Genomic DNA, 16,192 nt, shown 5'->3' with positions numbered 1-16,192 from the left:
AATTAAAATTAATAAGAAAATACAAGGAAGTGTTTATATGAAAAGGGGATTTAAAATTTTACTTGTCCTTATGACCCTAGGCTTACTAGTTTCTTGTAAAAAGGAAGAAGAGAAAGTTGTTGACTATGTCTTTCTCTATCCGGAAATAGACGACCAAGTTTTAGTTGACTTAGAAAACGGCCATTACACATCTTACTTTAACAAAGAAGACCTGGCCTACGAATATTTGGAAAAAGTTTATCCAGACAAGGACTTTGACCTAGTTGACTCAGCGTCCACAAGTGATACAGCTGACCTAAGTTTTAAAGCCAAGGACCAAGACCTTAAGGTCAATTTAAGCTTAGAAAAAGTTGATCTTGAAGGACCAAATGAAACTTTAAGTATTTGGACAGTAATGACCATAAAAGAAAATTAAAAGAGACAGCCAGATAAAACTTATCTAACATGTTTTCTCGGCTGTTTTATTTTTTGTCCTTTGAGGGTAAAAGAATTTAAACTTAAGGAAAATTTGGGATGTACTCTTAGGTCCGTCCCCTTTTTAAAAATTTTGTCTATACAAGACTAAGAGAAGTAAAAGTATTTAAACTTTAGTAAAAACTTTTAACTGTATTTAAAGCTTTGTGATATAATAAATGTTCGGGAGATGATTGTTATGAAAATTGAAAATATAAGAAACATCGCCATAATCGCCCACGTTGACCACGGAAAAACCACCCTAGTAGATTCGCTACTTAGGCAGTCTGGAATTTTCCACGAAAACCAACAGGTCCAAGACAGGGTTATGGATTCAGATGATATAGAAAGAGAAAGGGGAATAACCATCCTTTCTAAAAATACAGCAGTAAACTACAAGGGCAAGAAGATAAATATAATTGACACTCCAGGCCACGCCGACTTCGGAGGAGAAGTTGAACGTGTTTTAAAAATGGTGTCAGGAGTTGTCTTACTTGTCGATGCCTTTGAAGGCCCAATGCCTCAAACAAAATTCGTTCTTAGAAAGGCCTTTGAACTAAACCTGCCAGTTGTAGTTTGTATAAACAAAATTGATAGGCCAGATGCTAGGCCAGACGCAGTTGTAGATGAAGTCCTAGATTTATTTATAGAATTAGGAGCAGATGAATCTGCCTTAGAATGTCCCTTTGTCTATGCCTCAGCAAGGTCAGGCTTTGCAAGTCTTGATCCAGATGTTAGAGAAGGAAATATGGAGCCCCTACTTGATACAATAGTAGACTACATTCCAGCTCCAGAAGGAGACAAGGACGCTCCAGTCCAAGTTTTAATTTCTACAATTGACTACAATGACTATTTAGGAAAAATTGGCGTAGGAAAAATTGAAAGAGGAACTATAAAAATTAATTCAGATGTTTACAGACTAAACGCCCAAGACCCTAGCCAAAAAGAAAAAGTTAGAATAGTTCAGCTTTTTGAATTCCAAGGTCTTGAAAGAGTTGAAGTAAAGGAAGCCAGCGTTGGATCAATTGTTGCCATAGCAGGAATTGAAGACATAAACATTGGCGACACTTTAACAGATCCTAGCCAACCTGAAGCCTTAGACTTTGTAAAAATTTCTGAGCCAACAATAGCCATGAACTTTTCAGTAAACAATTCGCCATTTGCAGGCAGAGATGGAAAGTTTTTAACATCAAGAGAAATTAGGGCCAGATTATTTAAGGAACTTCAATCAGACGTTGGCCTTAGAGTTGAAGAAACTGATTCAGCTGACACCTTTAAAGTTTCAGGTAGAGGAGAACTTCACCTTTCTATTTTAATTGAAAATATGAGAAGAGAAGGCTATGAGTTTCAAGTTTCAAAACCTCAAGTCCTTTATAAGGAAGACGAAAATGGCAAAAAATTAGAGCCAATGGAAATGGCAACCATTGACGTAAACACAGAATACCTAGGCACAGTTATAGAAAAACTTGGCAAGAGAAAGGGAGAGATGATAACTCTAGAAGAAACTAGTCCAGGAACTTCAAGGGCAGAATTTAAAATTCCAGCCAGAGGCCTAATAGGTTACCGCCAAGAGTTTTTAACTGACACCAAGGGAACTGGAGTTTTAAATACAAACTTCGAAGGCTATGAAAGCTACAAGGGAGAAATTCCAACTAGACAAGTGGCGTCTCTAGTTTCCTTCGACACAGGAGAAGCAACAGCCTATGGACTTAACAACGCCCAATCCAGGGGAGAACTTTTTATTGAGCCAGGCGAAGAAGTCTACGAAGGCATGGTTGTAGGAATGAGCCCCAAGGGCATTGAAGTTGAAGTTTCTGTAACAAAAAGGAAAAAGCAATCAAACGTCAGGGCCTCAGGCTCAGATGAAGCCTTAAAACTTTCTCCAGTTAGACAAATGTCTTTGGAAAATGCCTTAGAATTTATAGAAGATGATGAACTAATAGAAGTAACCCCTCACAAGATGAGAATCAGAAAGAAAATCCTAGACTCAACTTTAAGATACAAGGCAGCAAAGAGAAAATAATAGATGAGTAAAGCTGGGTTAGTTTTGGTAAAAAGAAAAGCTGGGCATTCGAAGCCCTAGTCCAAATCTTCCCATTGCCCGCCACAACGTGGGGACTGACCCTTGTGGTCTGTCCCCCTTAACCACAGGGAGAATAACTACAACACAGTGGGGACATTCCTTTAGGTCTGTCCCCGTCACCACATACCACAGGGAGAATAACAATGACTGAATTTATTAGAATTTACCTATCCACCTTTGGTGTATTATTTTGGATAGACTTAATATTCGCCTTTATTGTAATTTTTAAAGAGAAAAAACCAGCAACATCAACCATCCTTTGGGTCATGGTTATTTTCTTGTTCCCAGTTATAGGAGTTATTTTCTACCTAATGATAGGAATTGACATGACCAAGTCTAGGTCCTTTAGAGAAAAAGACATTTCCTTTGGAAAAATTTATCCCCAAGACCTAGAGAGAATAGAAGCCATTAATGCAGGCTCCTACAACTATCACGACATAAAGTCCTACGACTACCAAAGTCTAATAAAATTACTATCAAATAACTCTCTGTCTAGATACAACGAACACAACAAGGTAGATGTCTTTTACGACGGAGTCAGCCTTAAAGACGATATGTTAAGAGAACTAAAAAAGGCCAAAAACTCAATTTACATGCAGGCCTATATAATAAAGTCAGGAGATTTTTTCGACGAAATCAAAGAAGTACTAATTGAAAAAGCTAAGGCAGGCCTAGATGTAAAAGTCCTAGTAGACGGCATGGGAGGCAGAAATCTTAGGCTAAGAGATAGAATAGAGTTAAGAGAAAATGGAGTTAAGTTAGGCATATTTTTCCCACCATTTTTAGGAAACTTAAATGTTAGGATGAACTTTAGGAACCACAGAAAGGTTATAGTTATAGACTCAAAAGTTGGCTATGTCGGTGGCTTTAACATTGGCGACGAATATATAGACATGTCAAAAAGATTTGGCCAGTGGAGAGACACTCATTTAAAGGTCCAAGGAGAAGCAGTTAACGATCTGACAACAAGATTTTATCTAGACTACAAGTTTGCCACAGGAGACGACTGCGGCTGCTACCAATCCTACATCTATGACGGCGAAGCAGACTACAATGTAGCCATGAATATAATCTCATCAGGACCAGACAACGAGCTAGAACAAATCAGAGACGGCTTTAGCAAAATGATTGAGTCGGCAACATCGAGAATTTATATCCAAACTCCCTACTTTATTCCAGACGAAGGCCTATTTAAGTCCCTTAGAATGGCAGCCTATTCAGGAGTTGACGTAAAAATAATGGTTCCAAAAAAACCAGACCACCCCTTTGTAAAATCAGCCTCTAGGTCCCACCTGGCAGAGCTAATGAAATACGGAGCAGAAGTTTACTACTACGAAACCCACGGATTTTTACATTCAAAGATGATTCTAATAGACAACTTTGTCTCAACAGTTGGCACAGCAAATTTTGATATTAGGTCCTTTGCCCTAAACTTTGAAGTCAACGCCTTTATGTACGACTACGGCATTAACAACGACCTAGCCAAACAATTTGAAGAGGATATGAAAAAAAGCGAAAAATATTCTATGGAAAAATACAACAACAGAAAAATATATTCAAGGATGGCAGAGTCAATATCCAGACTCCTATCCCCAATTTTATAGGAGGTTAGCTTATGATAAACGAAGCCCAAGGAAAATATTTAGTCTACAATGGAAATGTTTCTGAAGTTGAAGATTCGACTTACTTTGAAGCTATAAAAGAAGAGCCCCAATACGAAGTTTTTGTAGTCAAAGACTCAGTAGTGATGTTTTTTGAAGACCACATGAATAGACTTGAAGCTACAGCAAAAAAACTTGGCATAGAACTTTCAAGGACTGCTTCCCAAATTGAAAAAGATTTGTACACAGTAATAGAAAAAAATGGGATAACAGACTCACTATTAAAACTAATAGTCTACAAGGATTCCTATTTGGCCTACGAATTTTATGACAGAAAGGTAAGCGAAGAAGACTTGGCTGAGGGAATAAAGGTAGCGATCTTTGACTACGAAAGACAAGATCCAAATTTAAAAATCCTCCGCCACGAATTTAAAAGAGAAGTTGCAAAATTTATGCTAGACACAGAAAGTTTTGAAGCCCTTTTAAGAACAAAAGATGGAGAACTTCTAGAAGGCTCAAGGACAAATCTCTATTTCACTAAAGACGGCAAGGTCATATCTGCCCCAGCTGATAGAGTCCTTAGAGGCATAACCAGGTCCAGACTAGAAAAAATCTTTAAAAGACTTGGCGTTGACTTAGAAGAAAAAGTAATAAGAGACATAGACCTAGTAGACGTAGATGGAGCCTTTTTATCAGGCACAACAGTTGGCATCCTACCAATAAAATCCATTGAGTCCATAGACTTTGACGTCAAAAACAACGACCTAATAAAAAATCTAGTCCAAGGCTACAAGGACTTGCAAGAAGAATATATTAAAAGTAAGAGAAAATAAATTGTTTTGTTGAAAGGCAATGAAATTTTGGGGACATTCGAAGCCCGAAAGAGTGGGGACAGTCCTTTAGGCCTGTCCCCTTTACCAAACTGTCCCCTTTACCACAAACAATTTTTGTGTCAACAAATCCAAAAAGGGTAAATTACAAATAAGAAAAAATAATTACTTACAAAGGAGAAGCTTATGAAATGGCAAGGCAGAAGAAAAAGTTCTAATGTAAAAAGAGGAGGCCCTAAAGGAGGCGGCGTAGCCCTTGGTGGAGGGGGAGTAATCATCCTCCTAATAATGTATTTGCTATTTGGAAAAGTTCCAGCAGATGTCCTACCTAACCAAGCTACCCAAGGAGGCCAACAAAACCAAGAATATACCCAAACTGCAGAAGAAAAAGAGCTAGATGAATTTTTATCAGTAGTTTTAGCAGACACAGAAGACTATTGGAAGGAAATATTCTCTCAGTACGGCCAAACTTATAGGGAACCATCTTTAAATATTTATTCAGATTCAATAAACACAGGTTGTGGACTTGCAAGTTCAAACGTCGGTCCCTTTTATTGTCCAAATGACGAAAGGATTTATATAGACCTTTCCTTTTATCATGACTTAAAAAATGAATACGGAGCAGAAGGCGACTTTGCCTTGGCCTATGTATTGGCCCATGAAGTTGGCCACCACGTTCAAAAACAATTGGGAACTCTACAAGAAGTTTATAAACTTAGAGAGCAAATGTCAGAGGCAGACTTTAACAAGTATATGGTAAGACTTGAACTTCAAGCAGACTACTACGCAGGAGTCTTTGCCCACTACACCCAAGAAAATGGCTACCTTGAAAAAGGCGACTTCCAAGAGGCCATGGATGCAGCAGCAGGAGTAGGCGACGATAGGATCCAAGAAAAAGCCTGGGGCCAAGTAATTCCAGATAAATTCACCCACGGAACAAGTGAGCAGAGAATGAAATGGTTTAATCGCGGCTACGAGTACGGCGACTTAGACCACGGCGACACCTTTAGTGGAGACATATAAAATTAAGTATGAAAAAAGCTAGGAGTAAAATCCTAGCTAATTTTTTTATTTTGTTTTTTGTTAAAGAAATAAAATCGGGGACTGACCCTTGTGGTCTGTCCCCTTCTTCTCACATCTTACATCTTTTCCGGTGCCTTCATTCCCAAAAGTCCTAGGCCATTTTTAATTACAGTTTTCACTGCAAAAGAAAGGGCCAGCCTTGACTTCTTTAAGTCTTCGTCATCAACTAAAATTGAAGTGTTGGCATAGTAGGAATTATAGGCTTGACAAAGGGCCACTAGGTGTCTGGAAATAAAGAAAGGTTGGTACTTGTCTCCAGCATCTATAACAGTGTCCTTAAAGCCATAAATATTTTTCAAAATTTCAAACTCTTCATCTAAAGATAAAAGGGAATAGTCAACCTCATCACCAAGGTTAAAGTTTCCTTTTTCTAGTAGAGAAGAAATTCTTGCGTGAGTGTATTGAACATAAGGACCAGTTTCTCCTTCAAAAGATAATAACTTGTCCCAATCAAAGACATAATCCTTGTTTCTGTCATTAAATAACTCTTGGAAAATTACTGCTCCAATACCAATGTCAGCAGCTAGTTTTTCCTTGTCTTCAATGTCACGGTCGGCAATAATATTTTTTGTCTTGTCAATGGCAGTCAGTAGCACATCTTCAAGGTAAACAACATTGCCACGTCTAGTTGACATAGTTCCTTCAGGAAGGGAAACCATGCCGAAAGGAACGTGAACACAGTCTTCGGCCCAGTCCTTGCCTAAAAGTCCTAGAACAGTAAAAAGCTGTTTAAAGTGTAGGTTTTGTTGAGAGCCTACAACGTAAATGTTCTTATAAAAATCATAGGTCTTGTGCCTATAATAGGCAGCGGCTAGGTCCCTAGTTGCATAAAGGGTAGAGCCGTCAGACTTTTTAATTAACATTGGCGGCATAGAATATTTTTCCAAGTTTACAACAATTGCATTTTCAGATGGAACTAAAAGATTTTTATCTTCTAGATCTTTAACAACTTGGTCCATCTTGTCTGAATAAAAGGCCTCGCCGTTCCAAGAATCAAAGTCAATGTCTAGCATCTTATAAACTCTGTTAAATTCAGACAGAGAAACCTCTCTAAAATACGTCCAAAGTCTAACAGCCTCATCTTCGCCAGCTTCTAACCTTCTAAACCAATCTCTGGCCTGGTCTCTAAGACTTGGATCTTCTTCTGCCTCTTGGTTGACTCTAACATAAAGCTTTAAAAGCTCAGGAATTGGGTTTTTGTCAATGGCATCTTGGTCGCCCCAAAGTTTATAGGCAGTAATTAAAAGTCCGAACTGAGTTCCATAGTCGCCTAGGTGATTAACAGCTACAGTCTTAAAGCCTAAAAAGTCAAAAATATTTCTTAAGGAATTTCCAATAACAGTTGATCTCAAGTGGCCAATGTGAAAGGCCTTGGCAATATTTGGGCTAGAAAAATCTATAATTAAGTTCCTATTTTGTCCCAGGTCACTTGAACCAAACCTGTCCTTATTTTCGTAAACATCCTTTAAAACATCTTCAACCAAAAGTCCCTTGTTAATAAAAAAGTTTAAATAAGGTCCCTTGGCTTCGATTTTTTCAAAGTAAGGAGATTCTAAAGTCTCAGCTAATTCTCCAGCAATTAAATTTGGCGCCTTCTTCATTGTCTTTGCAAAGGAAAAGGCTGGTAGGGCAAAGTCGCCCATGGCAGGATTTGGTGGCACTTCAATAAGCTTCTCAAGTCCACTTTCATCTATGTCAGAAATTTTTCCCTCTATTAATTTTATTATTTCACCTTTAAAATCTATCAAAATCTATCCTCCCTAAAGTTAAAAAATTTTCGTCTTCGTATACTTCTCTAAATTATAACATAAAAATCAGCTACAAGGCTTTTAATTTTTCTCCAACAAAAAACTCGAAGTCATAAACTTCGAGCCTAAATTTATTTCTTTAAAAGATTTTCCCCAATTTTATAAACATCTCCTGCTCCCATAGTTACAATACAGTCGCCAGGCTTGGCATTCTCTAACAAATATTCTTCAACTTCTTCAAAGGACCCTAAATAAATAGCGTCCTTGCCATTATTATTAATTGATTTAACTAGCATCTTTGAGTGGATGTCGCCATAATCTTTTTCTCTGGCAGCATAAATATCTGGAATAATAATTTTGTCAGCATTGTCAAAGGACTGGGCAAAGGAATTTAATAGTAGCTTGGTCCTTGTATAGGTGTGAGGCTGGAAGATACAATAAATGTCGTTGGCATAGCTGTTTCTAATTGCAGCTAGGGCAGACTTTATTTCAGTAGGGTGGTGGGCATAGTCGTCAAGAACGTCTATACCATCAAAGGTCCCCTTAAATTCTAATCTTCTGTGAACTCCTGTGTAGGCAGATATTTTTTCAGCAATCATAGCTGGATCTAGGCCATAAATGTGACAGGCAGCAAAGGCAGCTAAGGCATTATAAATATTGTGTTTGCCCATAACACTTAAATCAAGGTGGGCAATTTTTTTGTGCTTAAAGAAGACGTCAAACTTTGGGAAACCAGATTCTCTAAAGTCAATGTTCTTAGCAGAATAGTCTGCCATTTTGTCCACACCAAAACTTATATATTTACAAGAACATTGGTCTCTTAAAGTATGAGAATTTTTATCGTCAGCGTTGACGAGAATATAATCATCTGGCCCTAGGTTGTGGCAGTAGTCTTCAAAGGTTTTAATAATATGGTCAATATTGTCAAAATAGTCCAAGTGGTCTTCGTCAATATTTAAAATTATAGCCAGCCTTGGAAAATATTTTTTAATGTTGGCCTTGTACTCACAAGCTTCAGTTAAAAACAACTTGTTAGATCCAAGTTTAATATTGCCGTGGATTTTATCTAACATACCTCCAAGCATAATAGTAGGATCTTCTTCCAAATCAAAAATAACTTCAGTAATCATAGAAGTTGTAGAAGTCTTGCCGTGAGTTCCAGAAACAGCAATAGAAAAATCAAAGTCTCTCATAAGATTTCCTAGAAACTCTGCCCTATCGACAATATCAATTTTTTCTCTAATGGCAGCCTTTAAATCTTCATTGTCCATAGAAATTGCATCAGTGTAGACAACAAGGTCAGCTCCATTTACATTTTCTGGCCTATGTTCATAAAAAATTTCTATGCCATCTGCCCTTAGTCTTTCTGTTAGCTCTGAAACTTTTGCATCAGAACCAGAAACTCTATAGCCCTTGCTGTACATATACTCAGCAAGTGCGCTCATACTAACTCCACCTATGCCGATGAAGTGAATTTTTTTACCCTTATTTTTATCTATATCAAAACGAAACATCTTTACCTCTCTTTTTTACAAAAACCATTATACCATAAAAAGTCTAAAGAATCTTAAAAATCTTTAATCTTAATTTATATACTTGTCCACCTTTAAAAAAGACTTGATTTAAGATAGAATATAAGAGAGGCATAAGATGAAAGAAATAAAATTTATAGACATATTTAACAGCGAAAAATTAGAAGAAAATCCAAAATTCCACCAGGACCTAATGGATTTTTTTGATAGCCTGGCAGATGGCATTTTAATAACCGACTCAAATGGCAAAATAATTATCTACAACAGGGCCAAGGAGATCCAAGAAAATAGGGACAGAAAAGATATGCTTGGCAAATACACCTGGGAGACCTATGGCTATTCAGGACCAGAAAACTCAGAGCACTATGAGGTTTTAAAATCTCAAAAACCAATTTTAAATAAGTACTCTGCCCACTCAAAACTAGGAGGAGTTGAAAGATATATTTCCTATTCCACCTATCCAATAATCCTAGACGGAAAGACCATTGCCGTCTATACAGTTGGTAGAAGCGAAGACTCTCTCCACCAGGTTTTAGTAGACACCATTGAAAAAAAGAGAAAGCACAATGCAAGTTTAGAAAAAGACCTGCCAGTCTATGCAGAAAACGGAACCAGATATACTTTTTCAAACATTGTTGGAGACTCAGAAGAAATTAAAAACGTAATTAACATTGCCCAAAACGTTTCTTTCTTAGATAATTCAATTTTAATAATTGGAGAAACAGGCACAGGCAAAGAAGTTCTATCTCAGTCCATCCACAACTTTGGCGATAGGTCCAAGGAACCATTTATTGGCATAAACTGTTCAGCCATTCCAGAAAACCTATTAGAGTCCATGCTCTTTGGAACAGTAAGGGGAGCTTACACAGGAGCAGTTGATTCAAAAGGCCTTTTTGAAAAAGCCAAAGGCGGAACTCTTTTTCTTGACGACATTAACACTATGCCTATGGGCCTCCAAGCAAAACTTCTAAGGGCCCTCCAAGAAAAACGAGTTACTCGAGTTGGCGACTCTCAGGCCTATCCAATTCAGTGCAGAATAGTTTCAGCAACTAACGAAGATCCCTTTGACCTAATTCAAAAGGGAAAACTCAGAGAAGACCTTTACTATAGAATCGCTGGCTTTACAATAAATATTCCACCCCTTAGAGACAGGAAGAAGGACATAATTATCCTAATCGAATACTTTATAAGAAGGTACAACAAGCCTCTAGGCAAACCTCACATAGGCATCGACTCAAGGCTGAAAAAAATTCTAGACTCCTATCCTTGGCCAGGAAATATTAGAGAATTAGAAAACCTAGTGGAAAATATGCTAGTAAATTCCTCTGGCGACTCGAGGTATTTGACAGTAGAAAATATTCCAGCCTATCTCAAAGAAAGATTTTTAGGTGAAGAAATAAAACCAGAAAAGAAAAAAGAAATCGAAAGACTTAGTTTCAACGATATGGTAGACGATTTCGAAAGAGAACTTTTAAGAAAATACTTAGAAGAAAACTCCTGGAATTATTCAAAGACTGCCAGGGTCTTAGACCTTAATCGCAACAGCCTCCTCTACAAAATAAAGAGACTAGGCCTAGAAAATGACTAAAAACTAAACAAAAACACAAAAATCGTTTAAAAACTAGGCACAAAAACTAAACACAAAGACAAAAAAATCATCGGCAAAGGCCCACAAGTCCATTGAAAAAATTTGGCACGGTTCTTGCGTTATATATAAGTGTTAGCAATCCAATATTTTGGAAGAAAGATATTGTCGGTCCTAAAGACCTGGAGATCTAGAGACCTTTAATTCTGGTAAAATTAAAGATGCTAGATATGTTAGAATGAAGCTCAAGTTTATTTCGCCCTCATAGCAGGGCGATGAAATCGAAAGACAAGTAAATTTAAATATAGATAAAACTTAAGGAGGACAAACTGTGAACAAAATACTTTTAAAGAATTGTAAATCCCTACTGACCTTAAAAGAAAAAAATGAGGACATAACAGGGGCTTTAGAAGGCTATAGTCTATTAATTGAAGGAGAAAAAATAAAGAAGATTGATTTATTTGAAAATCTAAAAAACGAAATTGACGACGAAACTGAAATTATAGACTGCTTAGGAAAAACAGTTCTTCCTGGTTTTGTAGACCCTCACACCCACTTAGTATTTGGTGGCGACAGGCTAGACGAATATGTAGCAAAACTTACAATGACAGACCCAGACGAAATTAAGAAAAACGTAAAGATTGGTCTAACAGGACTAGAATCATCAATAGTCCAAACAAGAGAAGCAGGATTTGACGGCCTTTTAAAAGAAGGAGAAGAAAAATTAAAGACCCTTCTTCTCAACGGAACAACAACAATTGAAATAAAATCTGGCTACGGCATAGATAAAGATGTTGAACTTACTCAACTTAGGGTAATAAAAGCATTGAGGGACAAGGTTCCACAAACCCTAGTTGCAACTTATCTTGGTGGCCACGACTGGGACAAGGAAATGGGCAAGGAAGCCTATCTAGACTTTATGCTCAAAGAAGTAATGCCAGTTGTTGCAGAAGAAAAATTAGCATCAATGGTTGATATTTGGGTAGAAGACTCAATCTTTTCCATTGACCAAGGCAGAAGATATTTACAAAAAGCCAAGGACCTAGGCCTAGCAGCAACAATTCACGGCGACGAACTATCCTCAATTGGCGCATCAAAAATGGCAGCAGAAGAAGGAGCCTACTGTGTAGCTCACTTAAACTACATTACAGAAGACGCCATTGACACCATGATAAAAAATAAAACAGTTGGAATTGTCCTACCAACAACTGACTATGTAAAAAAATATGACGACAACCTTGCTGACGCTAGACACCTAGTTGACAGAGGCATGGACGTAGCCATAGCAACAAATATAAACCCAGGAGACTATACAGTTTCAATGACCATCTGCATGGACCTAGTTTGTAAAAGACATGGCCTAACTCCAGCAGAAGCCCTAAGGGCAGCAACCTTAAACGCCGCAAAAGCTTTAAGATTAGATAGAGATTACGGATCCTTAGAAGAAGGAAAATACGCAGACCTACAAATTTGGGACACAGACGACTACAGAAACGTAGTTTATAGACACGGGTCTAACTTTGTAGAAACAGTAATCAAACACGGAAAAGTTGTTGTAAAAGACAGAAAGTTAGTTTATTAAAATTTTTAAGGAGAAAAAAATGGATTTTAAACACGTATTAGACCTAATACTTGACACAGACGACGTAACAGTAGGAGGCGGATCAGCATCAGCCCTAGCAGGAGCAAAAGCCTGTGGCCTAATAGGCATGGTTTGTAAGCTATCAACAAAAAAAGACTTTGGTCTACCAGCAGAAAAACAATTAGACTATGCCAAAGAGCTAGAAGAAATAAGAGACAAACTATTAAAAGGCGTAGTAGAAGACGCCAACGCCTATGGAGTAATTAGAGACGCCTACAAACTTCCAAAAGAAACAGACGAAGAAAAAGAAGCGAGAAAAAAAGCCATTGCCCACGCAGGTATAGTTGGAGCAACAAGCCCAATGAACAACGCAAAACTTTGTCACAGAGTCTATGAAATAGCAAATGAAGTAAACGGCAAAACAAATCCAAACTGTCAATCAGACTTAGAAATTGGTTTAGAGCTAGCAAAAATTGGAACCAACGGCTGCATTATGAACATAGAAGCCAACCTTCCTCTAGTAAAAGACCAAGAAAAAATTGACGAATTTAACAGTGTAATAGCTGATTATAAAATAAACTAAGACAAAGGAGTAATTATGACACAAGAATTCAAAACAGACGTACAAATAGCCCAAGAAGCAAAAATGCTACCAATCTCTGAAGTAGCAAAACAAATTGGAATTAGCGACGACTACCTTATCCACTACGGAAAATATAAGGCAAAAATCGACCTAAAACTTTTAGAAGAACTAAAAGACAAGGAAGACGGAAAACTAATTTTAGTATCAGCCATTAACCCAACTCCAGCAGGAGAAGGAAAGACTACAGTAAACATTGGTCTATCAATGGCCCTAAATAAAATTGGCAAAAAGACAATAACAACCCTTAGAGAACCATCCCTTGGACCATCTTTTGGAATAAAAGGTGGAGCAGCAGGTGGAGGATATTCACAAGTAGTTCCAATGGAAGACATTAACCTTCACTTTACAGGAGACTTCCACGCAATAACAACAGCCAACAACTTAATTTCAGCCTTACTTGACAACCACATCCAACAAGGCAACCTTCTTGACATCGACACAAGAAGAGTAGTTTGGAAAAGAGTTCTAGATATGAACGACAGGGCCCTAAGAAATATAGTAGTAGGTCTAGGCGGAAAACCAAACGGCGTACCAAGAGAAGACGGATTTGATATAACAGTAGCATCAGAAATAATGGCCATCTTCTGTCTAGCAACAGACCTAGAAGACCTAAAGAGAAGAATAGGCGACATAGTAATTGCCTACAATAGAAAGAACGAGCCAATCTATGCCAGAGACATAGAAGCCCAAGGCGCTTGTGCTCTACTATTAAAAGATGCAATAAATCCAAACCTAGTTCAAACCCTAGAAAACACACCAGCAATAATTCACGGTGGACCATTTGCCAACATTGCCCACGGATGTAACTCAGTAACAGCACTAAACATGGGTCTAAAACTTGGCGACTATGTAGTAACAGAAGCAGGCTTCGGTGCTGACCTAGGAGCAGAAAAATTCTTTAACATTACAGCAAGATACGGCGGCTTTGAACCAGACGCAACAGTACTAGTAGCAACAGTAAGAGCCTTAAAACACCACGGTGGAGCAGCCAAAGAAGATCTAGGAAATGAAGACCTAGAAAAACTAGAAATTGGAATGCCAAACCTTGAAAAACACATTGAAAATGTTAGAAAATTCGGCATCGAACCAATAGTTGCAATAAACCAATTCCCAACAGACACCCAAGCAGAAATCGACCTAATCGTTGAAAAATGTAAGCTTATGGGAGTAGAAGCAGTGCCAATCCAAGTTTGGGCAAAGGGCGGAGACGGAGCCATCGACCTAGCTAAAAAAGTAGTAGAAGTAGTAGACAAAGGCGACGCCAACTTCAAATTCCTATATGACGTAAACCAAAGCATCCCAGAAAAAATCGAAACCATAGCCAGAGAAATCTATGGAGCAGACGGAGTAGACTTTACAAAGAAAGCTCAAAAAGCAATAAGAGACTACGAAAAACTAGGCTACGATAAATTACCAATTTGTATGGCAAAGACCCAATACTCATTCTCAGATGACCCAAGCCTACTAGCAAGACCTGAAGGCTTTAGGATCACAGTAAGAAACTTTAAACTATCAAGAGGAGCAGGCTTTATAGTAGCCCTAACTGGAGATATAATGACAATGCCAGGACTACCAAAAGTTCCAGCAGCAAACAAAATCGATATACTTGAAAACGGAGAAATAGTAGGATTATTCTAAAAGATATCTTAAGGAGGATATTAAAATGGCAAGATTAGTTGAATGTGTACCAAATTTTTCAGAAGGTAGAGACCTTGAAAAAGTAGAAAAAATTGTCGACGAAATTAGAAAAATAGAAGACGTAACTCTATTAGACTACTCATCAGACCCAGACCACAACAGGTCAGTAGTAACAGTAATAGGCGAACCAGAAAAAGTAAAAGAAGCAGTAATAAACGCCATTAAAGTTGCAACAGAACTAATAGATATGTCAACTCACGAAGGCGCCCACCCAAGAATGGGAGCAACAGACGTAGTACCATTTACACCAGTATCAGAAGTGACAATGGACGAATGTATAGAATTAGCTAACGAAGTAGGAAAAGTAATGGGAGACATGGGCATTCCAGTTTACCTATACGAAGACGCAGCAACAAAAGCTGACAGAAAAAACCTAGCAAAAGTTAGAAAAGGCCAATACGAAGCCTTCTTTGACAAAATTCACGAAGAAGGATGGGAACCAGACTACGGCCCAAGAGAAATGAACAAGAAAAGCGGAGCAACAGCAGTAGGAGCTAGAGTTCCACTAGTAGCCTTTAACATAAACCTAGACACACCAGACGTAGAAATCGCAAACGCAATAGCAAAAAAAGTTAGACACATTGGTGGCGGCCTTAGATATGTAAAAGGAATCGGCCTAAAAGTAGAAGAAAGAAACATTACCCAAGTATCAATGAACCTAGTAAACTACGAAAAAACAAGAGTTTACCAAGCCTTTGAAATGGTAAAAATGGAAGCTAGAAGATACGGCGTAAACGTAGTAGGATCAGAAGTAATAGGAACAGTACCAATGAAATCCCTATTAGACGCAGCAGAATACTACCTTCAAATCGAAAACTTCGACATCAATCAAATTTTAGAAAAGAGACTACTAGACTCAATGAGCAAGTAAAAATAAAATATGAGAAACAAAAAAAATGGGGACATTGCTTCAGCTGTGTCCCCATTTTTTGTTGCTCTGTTTCTATGCCAGGGGACTGTCCCTTTGGGCCTGTCCCCTAGAAATCGGCGAAACCTACCACAAACTTTAAAAAGAAAGAAAAAACATTTTTCCTAAACTCAATTTGCCAACGGCGAAGCAAACCACAATTATCTTAAAAGAAAGAAAAACTATTTAACCTCAATTCTCTTGGCAATCGGCGAAGCAGCCTTCCGCAGGAACAGTTTAGGGTGAAGGGGGAGGAGGGTCTCGGGAGGAGGCGATGAGGGAGAATTAAAGCCCTAGTCCAAATCTTTGATTTGGCTAACAGGTCTTATGCAAAAGATTCCCAAGAGATCGACTGAAAGGAAGGTCGATTGGCTAGAATCTTACTGCCAGCTCCCTTAGCCTCCTCCTGAGGTGGCAACTCATTAAGTCAATGAGAAAGATTATGCG

General features: G+C 38.1%; 12 protein-coding genes. 10 read left to right on the top strand and 2 right to left on the bottom strand.

Annotation, left to right across the window (positions count from 1 at the left end; translation table 11 throughout):
- The first annotated feature begins 37 nt into the window (after positions 1 to 37).
- From BN2667_RS06845 to ypfJ, 5 genes are all read left to right on the top strand, one after another.
- On the top strand, positions 38 to 415 hold the full coding sequence (locus BN2667_RS06845) for a hypothetical protein (RefSeq protein WP_054252587.1): 378 nt from the start codon (positions 38 to 40) through the stop codon (positions 413 to 415).
- A 231-nt stretch (positions 416 to 646) separates the two neighbouring features.
- The gene (gene typA, locus BN2667_RS06840) at positions 647 to 2,476 is read left to right on the top strand and encodes a translational GTPase TypA (RefSeq protein ID WP_202903579.1); all 1,830 of its coding nucleotides are present in this window, start codon (positions 647 to 649) and stop codon (positions 2,474 to 2,476) included.
- A gap of 203 nt (positions 2,477 to 2,679) precedes the next feature.
- Complete coding sequence (gene cls, locus BN2667_RS06835) at positions 2,680 to 4,140, top strand: cardiolipin synthase (protein ID WP_054252585.1); 1,461 nt, start codon at positions 2,680 to 2,682, stop codon at positions 4,138 to 4,140.
- Positions 4,141 to 4,151: 11 nt separating this feature from the next.
- Positions 4,152 to 4,970: an aminotransferase class IV gene (locus tag BN2667_RS06830; RefSeq protein WP_054252584.1), complete on the top strand. Its 819-nt coding sequence runs from the start codon at positions 4,152 to 4,154 to the stop codon at positions 4,968 to 4,970.
- Between the two features lie 183 nt (positions 4,971 to 5,153).
- The gene (gene ypfJ, locus BN2667_RS06825; protein ID WP_054252583.1) at positions 5,154 to 5,990 is read left to right on the top strand and encodes a KPN_02809 family neutral zinc metallopeptidase; all 837 of its coding nucleotides are present in this window, start codon (positions 5,154 to 5,156) and stop codon (positions 5,988 to 5,990) included.
- A gap of 116 nt (positions 5,991 to 6,106) precedes the next feature.
- Here the strand turns inward: ypfJ and argS are convergent, their stop codons facing one another.
- Both argS and murC read right to left on the bottom strand, forming a co-directional pair.
- Entirely contained in the window at positions 6,107 to 7,795 is a 1,689-nt protein-coding gene (argS, locus tag BN2667_RS06820) for an arginine--tRNA ligase (RefSeq protein WP_202903578.1), read from the bottom strand.
- Between the two features lie 134 nt (positions 7,796 to 7,929).
- On the bottom strand, positions 7,930 to 9,312 hold the full coding sequence (gene murC, locus BN2667_RS06815) for a UDP-N-acetylmuramate--L-alanine ligase (protein ID WP_054252581.1): 1,383 nt from the start codon (positions 9,310 to 9,312) through the stop codon (positions 7,930 to 7,932).
- A gap of 136 nt (positions 9,313 to 9,448) precedes the next feature.
- Here murC and BN2667_RS06810 point away from each other — a divergent pair, with 136 nt between their 5' ends.
- From BN2667_RS06810 to ftcD, 5 genes are all read left to right on the top strand, one after another.
- Positions 9,449 to 10,918 carry a sigma-54 interaction domain-containing protein gene (locus tag BN2667_RS06810; protein WP_054252580.1) on the top strand — a complete coding sequence of 490 codons (1,470 nt, stop codon included), beginning with the start codon at positions 9,449 to 9,451 and terminating at the stop codon, positions 10,916 to 10,918.
- A gap of 328 nt (positions 10,919 to 11,246) precedes the next feature.
- Positions 11,247 to 12,497 carry an imidazolonepropionase gene (hutI, locus tag BN2667_RS06805; RefSeq protein WP_054252579.1) on the top strand — a complete coding sequence of 417 codons (1,251 nt, stop codon included), beginning with the start codon at positions 11,247 to 11,249 and terminating at the stop codon, positions 12,495 to 12,497.
- Positions 12,498 to 12,516: 19 nt separating this feature from the next.
- A complete protein-coding gene (locus tag BN2667_RS06800; protein WP_054252578.1) occupies positions 12,517 to 13,080 on the top strand; it encodes a cyclodeaminase/cyclohydrolase family protein in 564 nt (187 codons plus the stop codon).
- Between the two features lie 15 nt (positions 13,081 to 13,095).
- Positions 13,096 to 14,778, top strand: coding sequence for a formate--tetrahydrofolate ligase (locus BN2667_RS06795; protein ID WP_054252577.1), 1,683 nt, complete (start codon positions 13,096 to 13,098; stop codon positions 14,776 to 14,778).
- A gap of 25 nt (positions 14,779 to 14,803) precedes the next feature.
- A complete protein-coding gene (ftcD, locus tag BN2667_RS06790) occupies positions 14,804 to 15,709 on the top strand; it encodes a glutamate formimidoyltransferase (protein WP_054252576.1) in 906 nt (301 codons plus the stop codon).
- Positions 15,710 to 16,192 lie beyond the last annotated feature (483 nt).

The sequence above is a fragment of the Neofamilia massiliensis genome (genome assembly GCF_001299475.1).
Classification (GTDB): domain Bacteria; phylum Bacillota; class Clostridia; order Tissierellales; family Peptoniphilaceae; genus Neofamilia; species Neofamilia massiliensis.
Note: the sequence above shows the minus strand (reverse complement) of the source record. Positions and strands in the feature narration are given on the sequence as shown.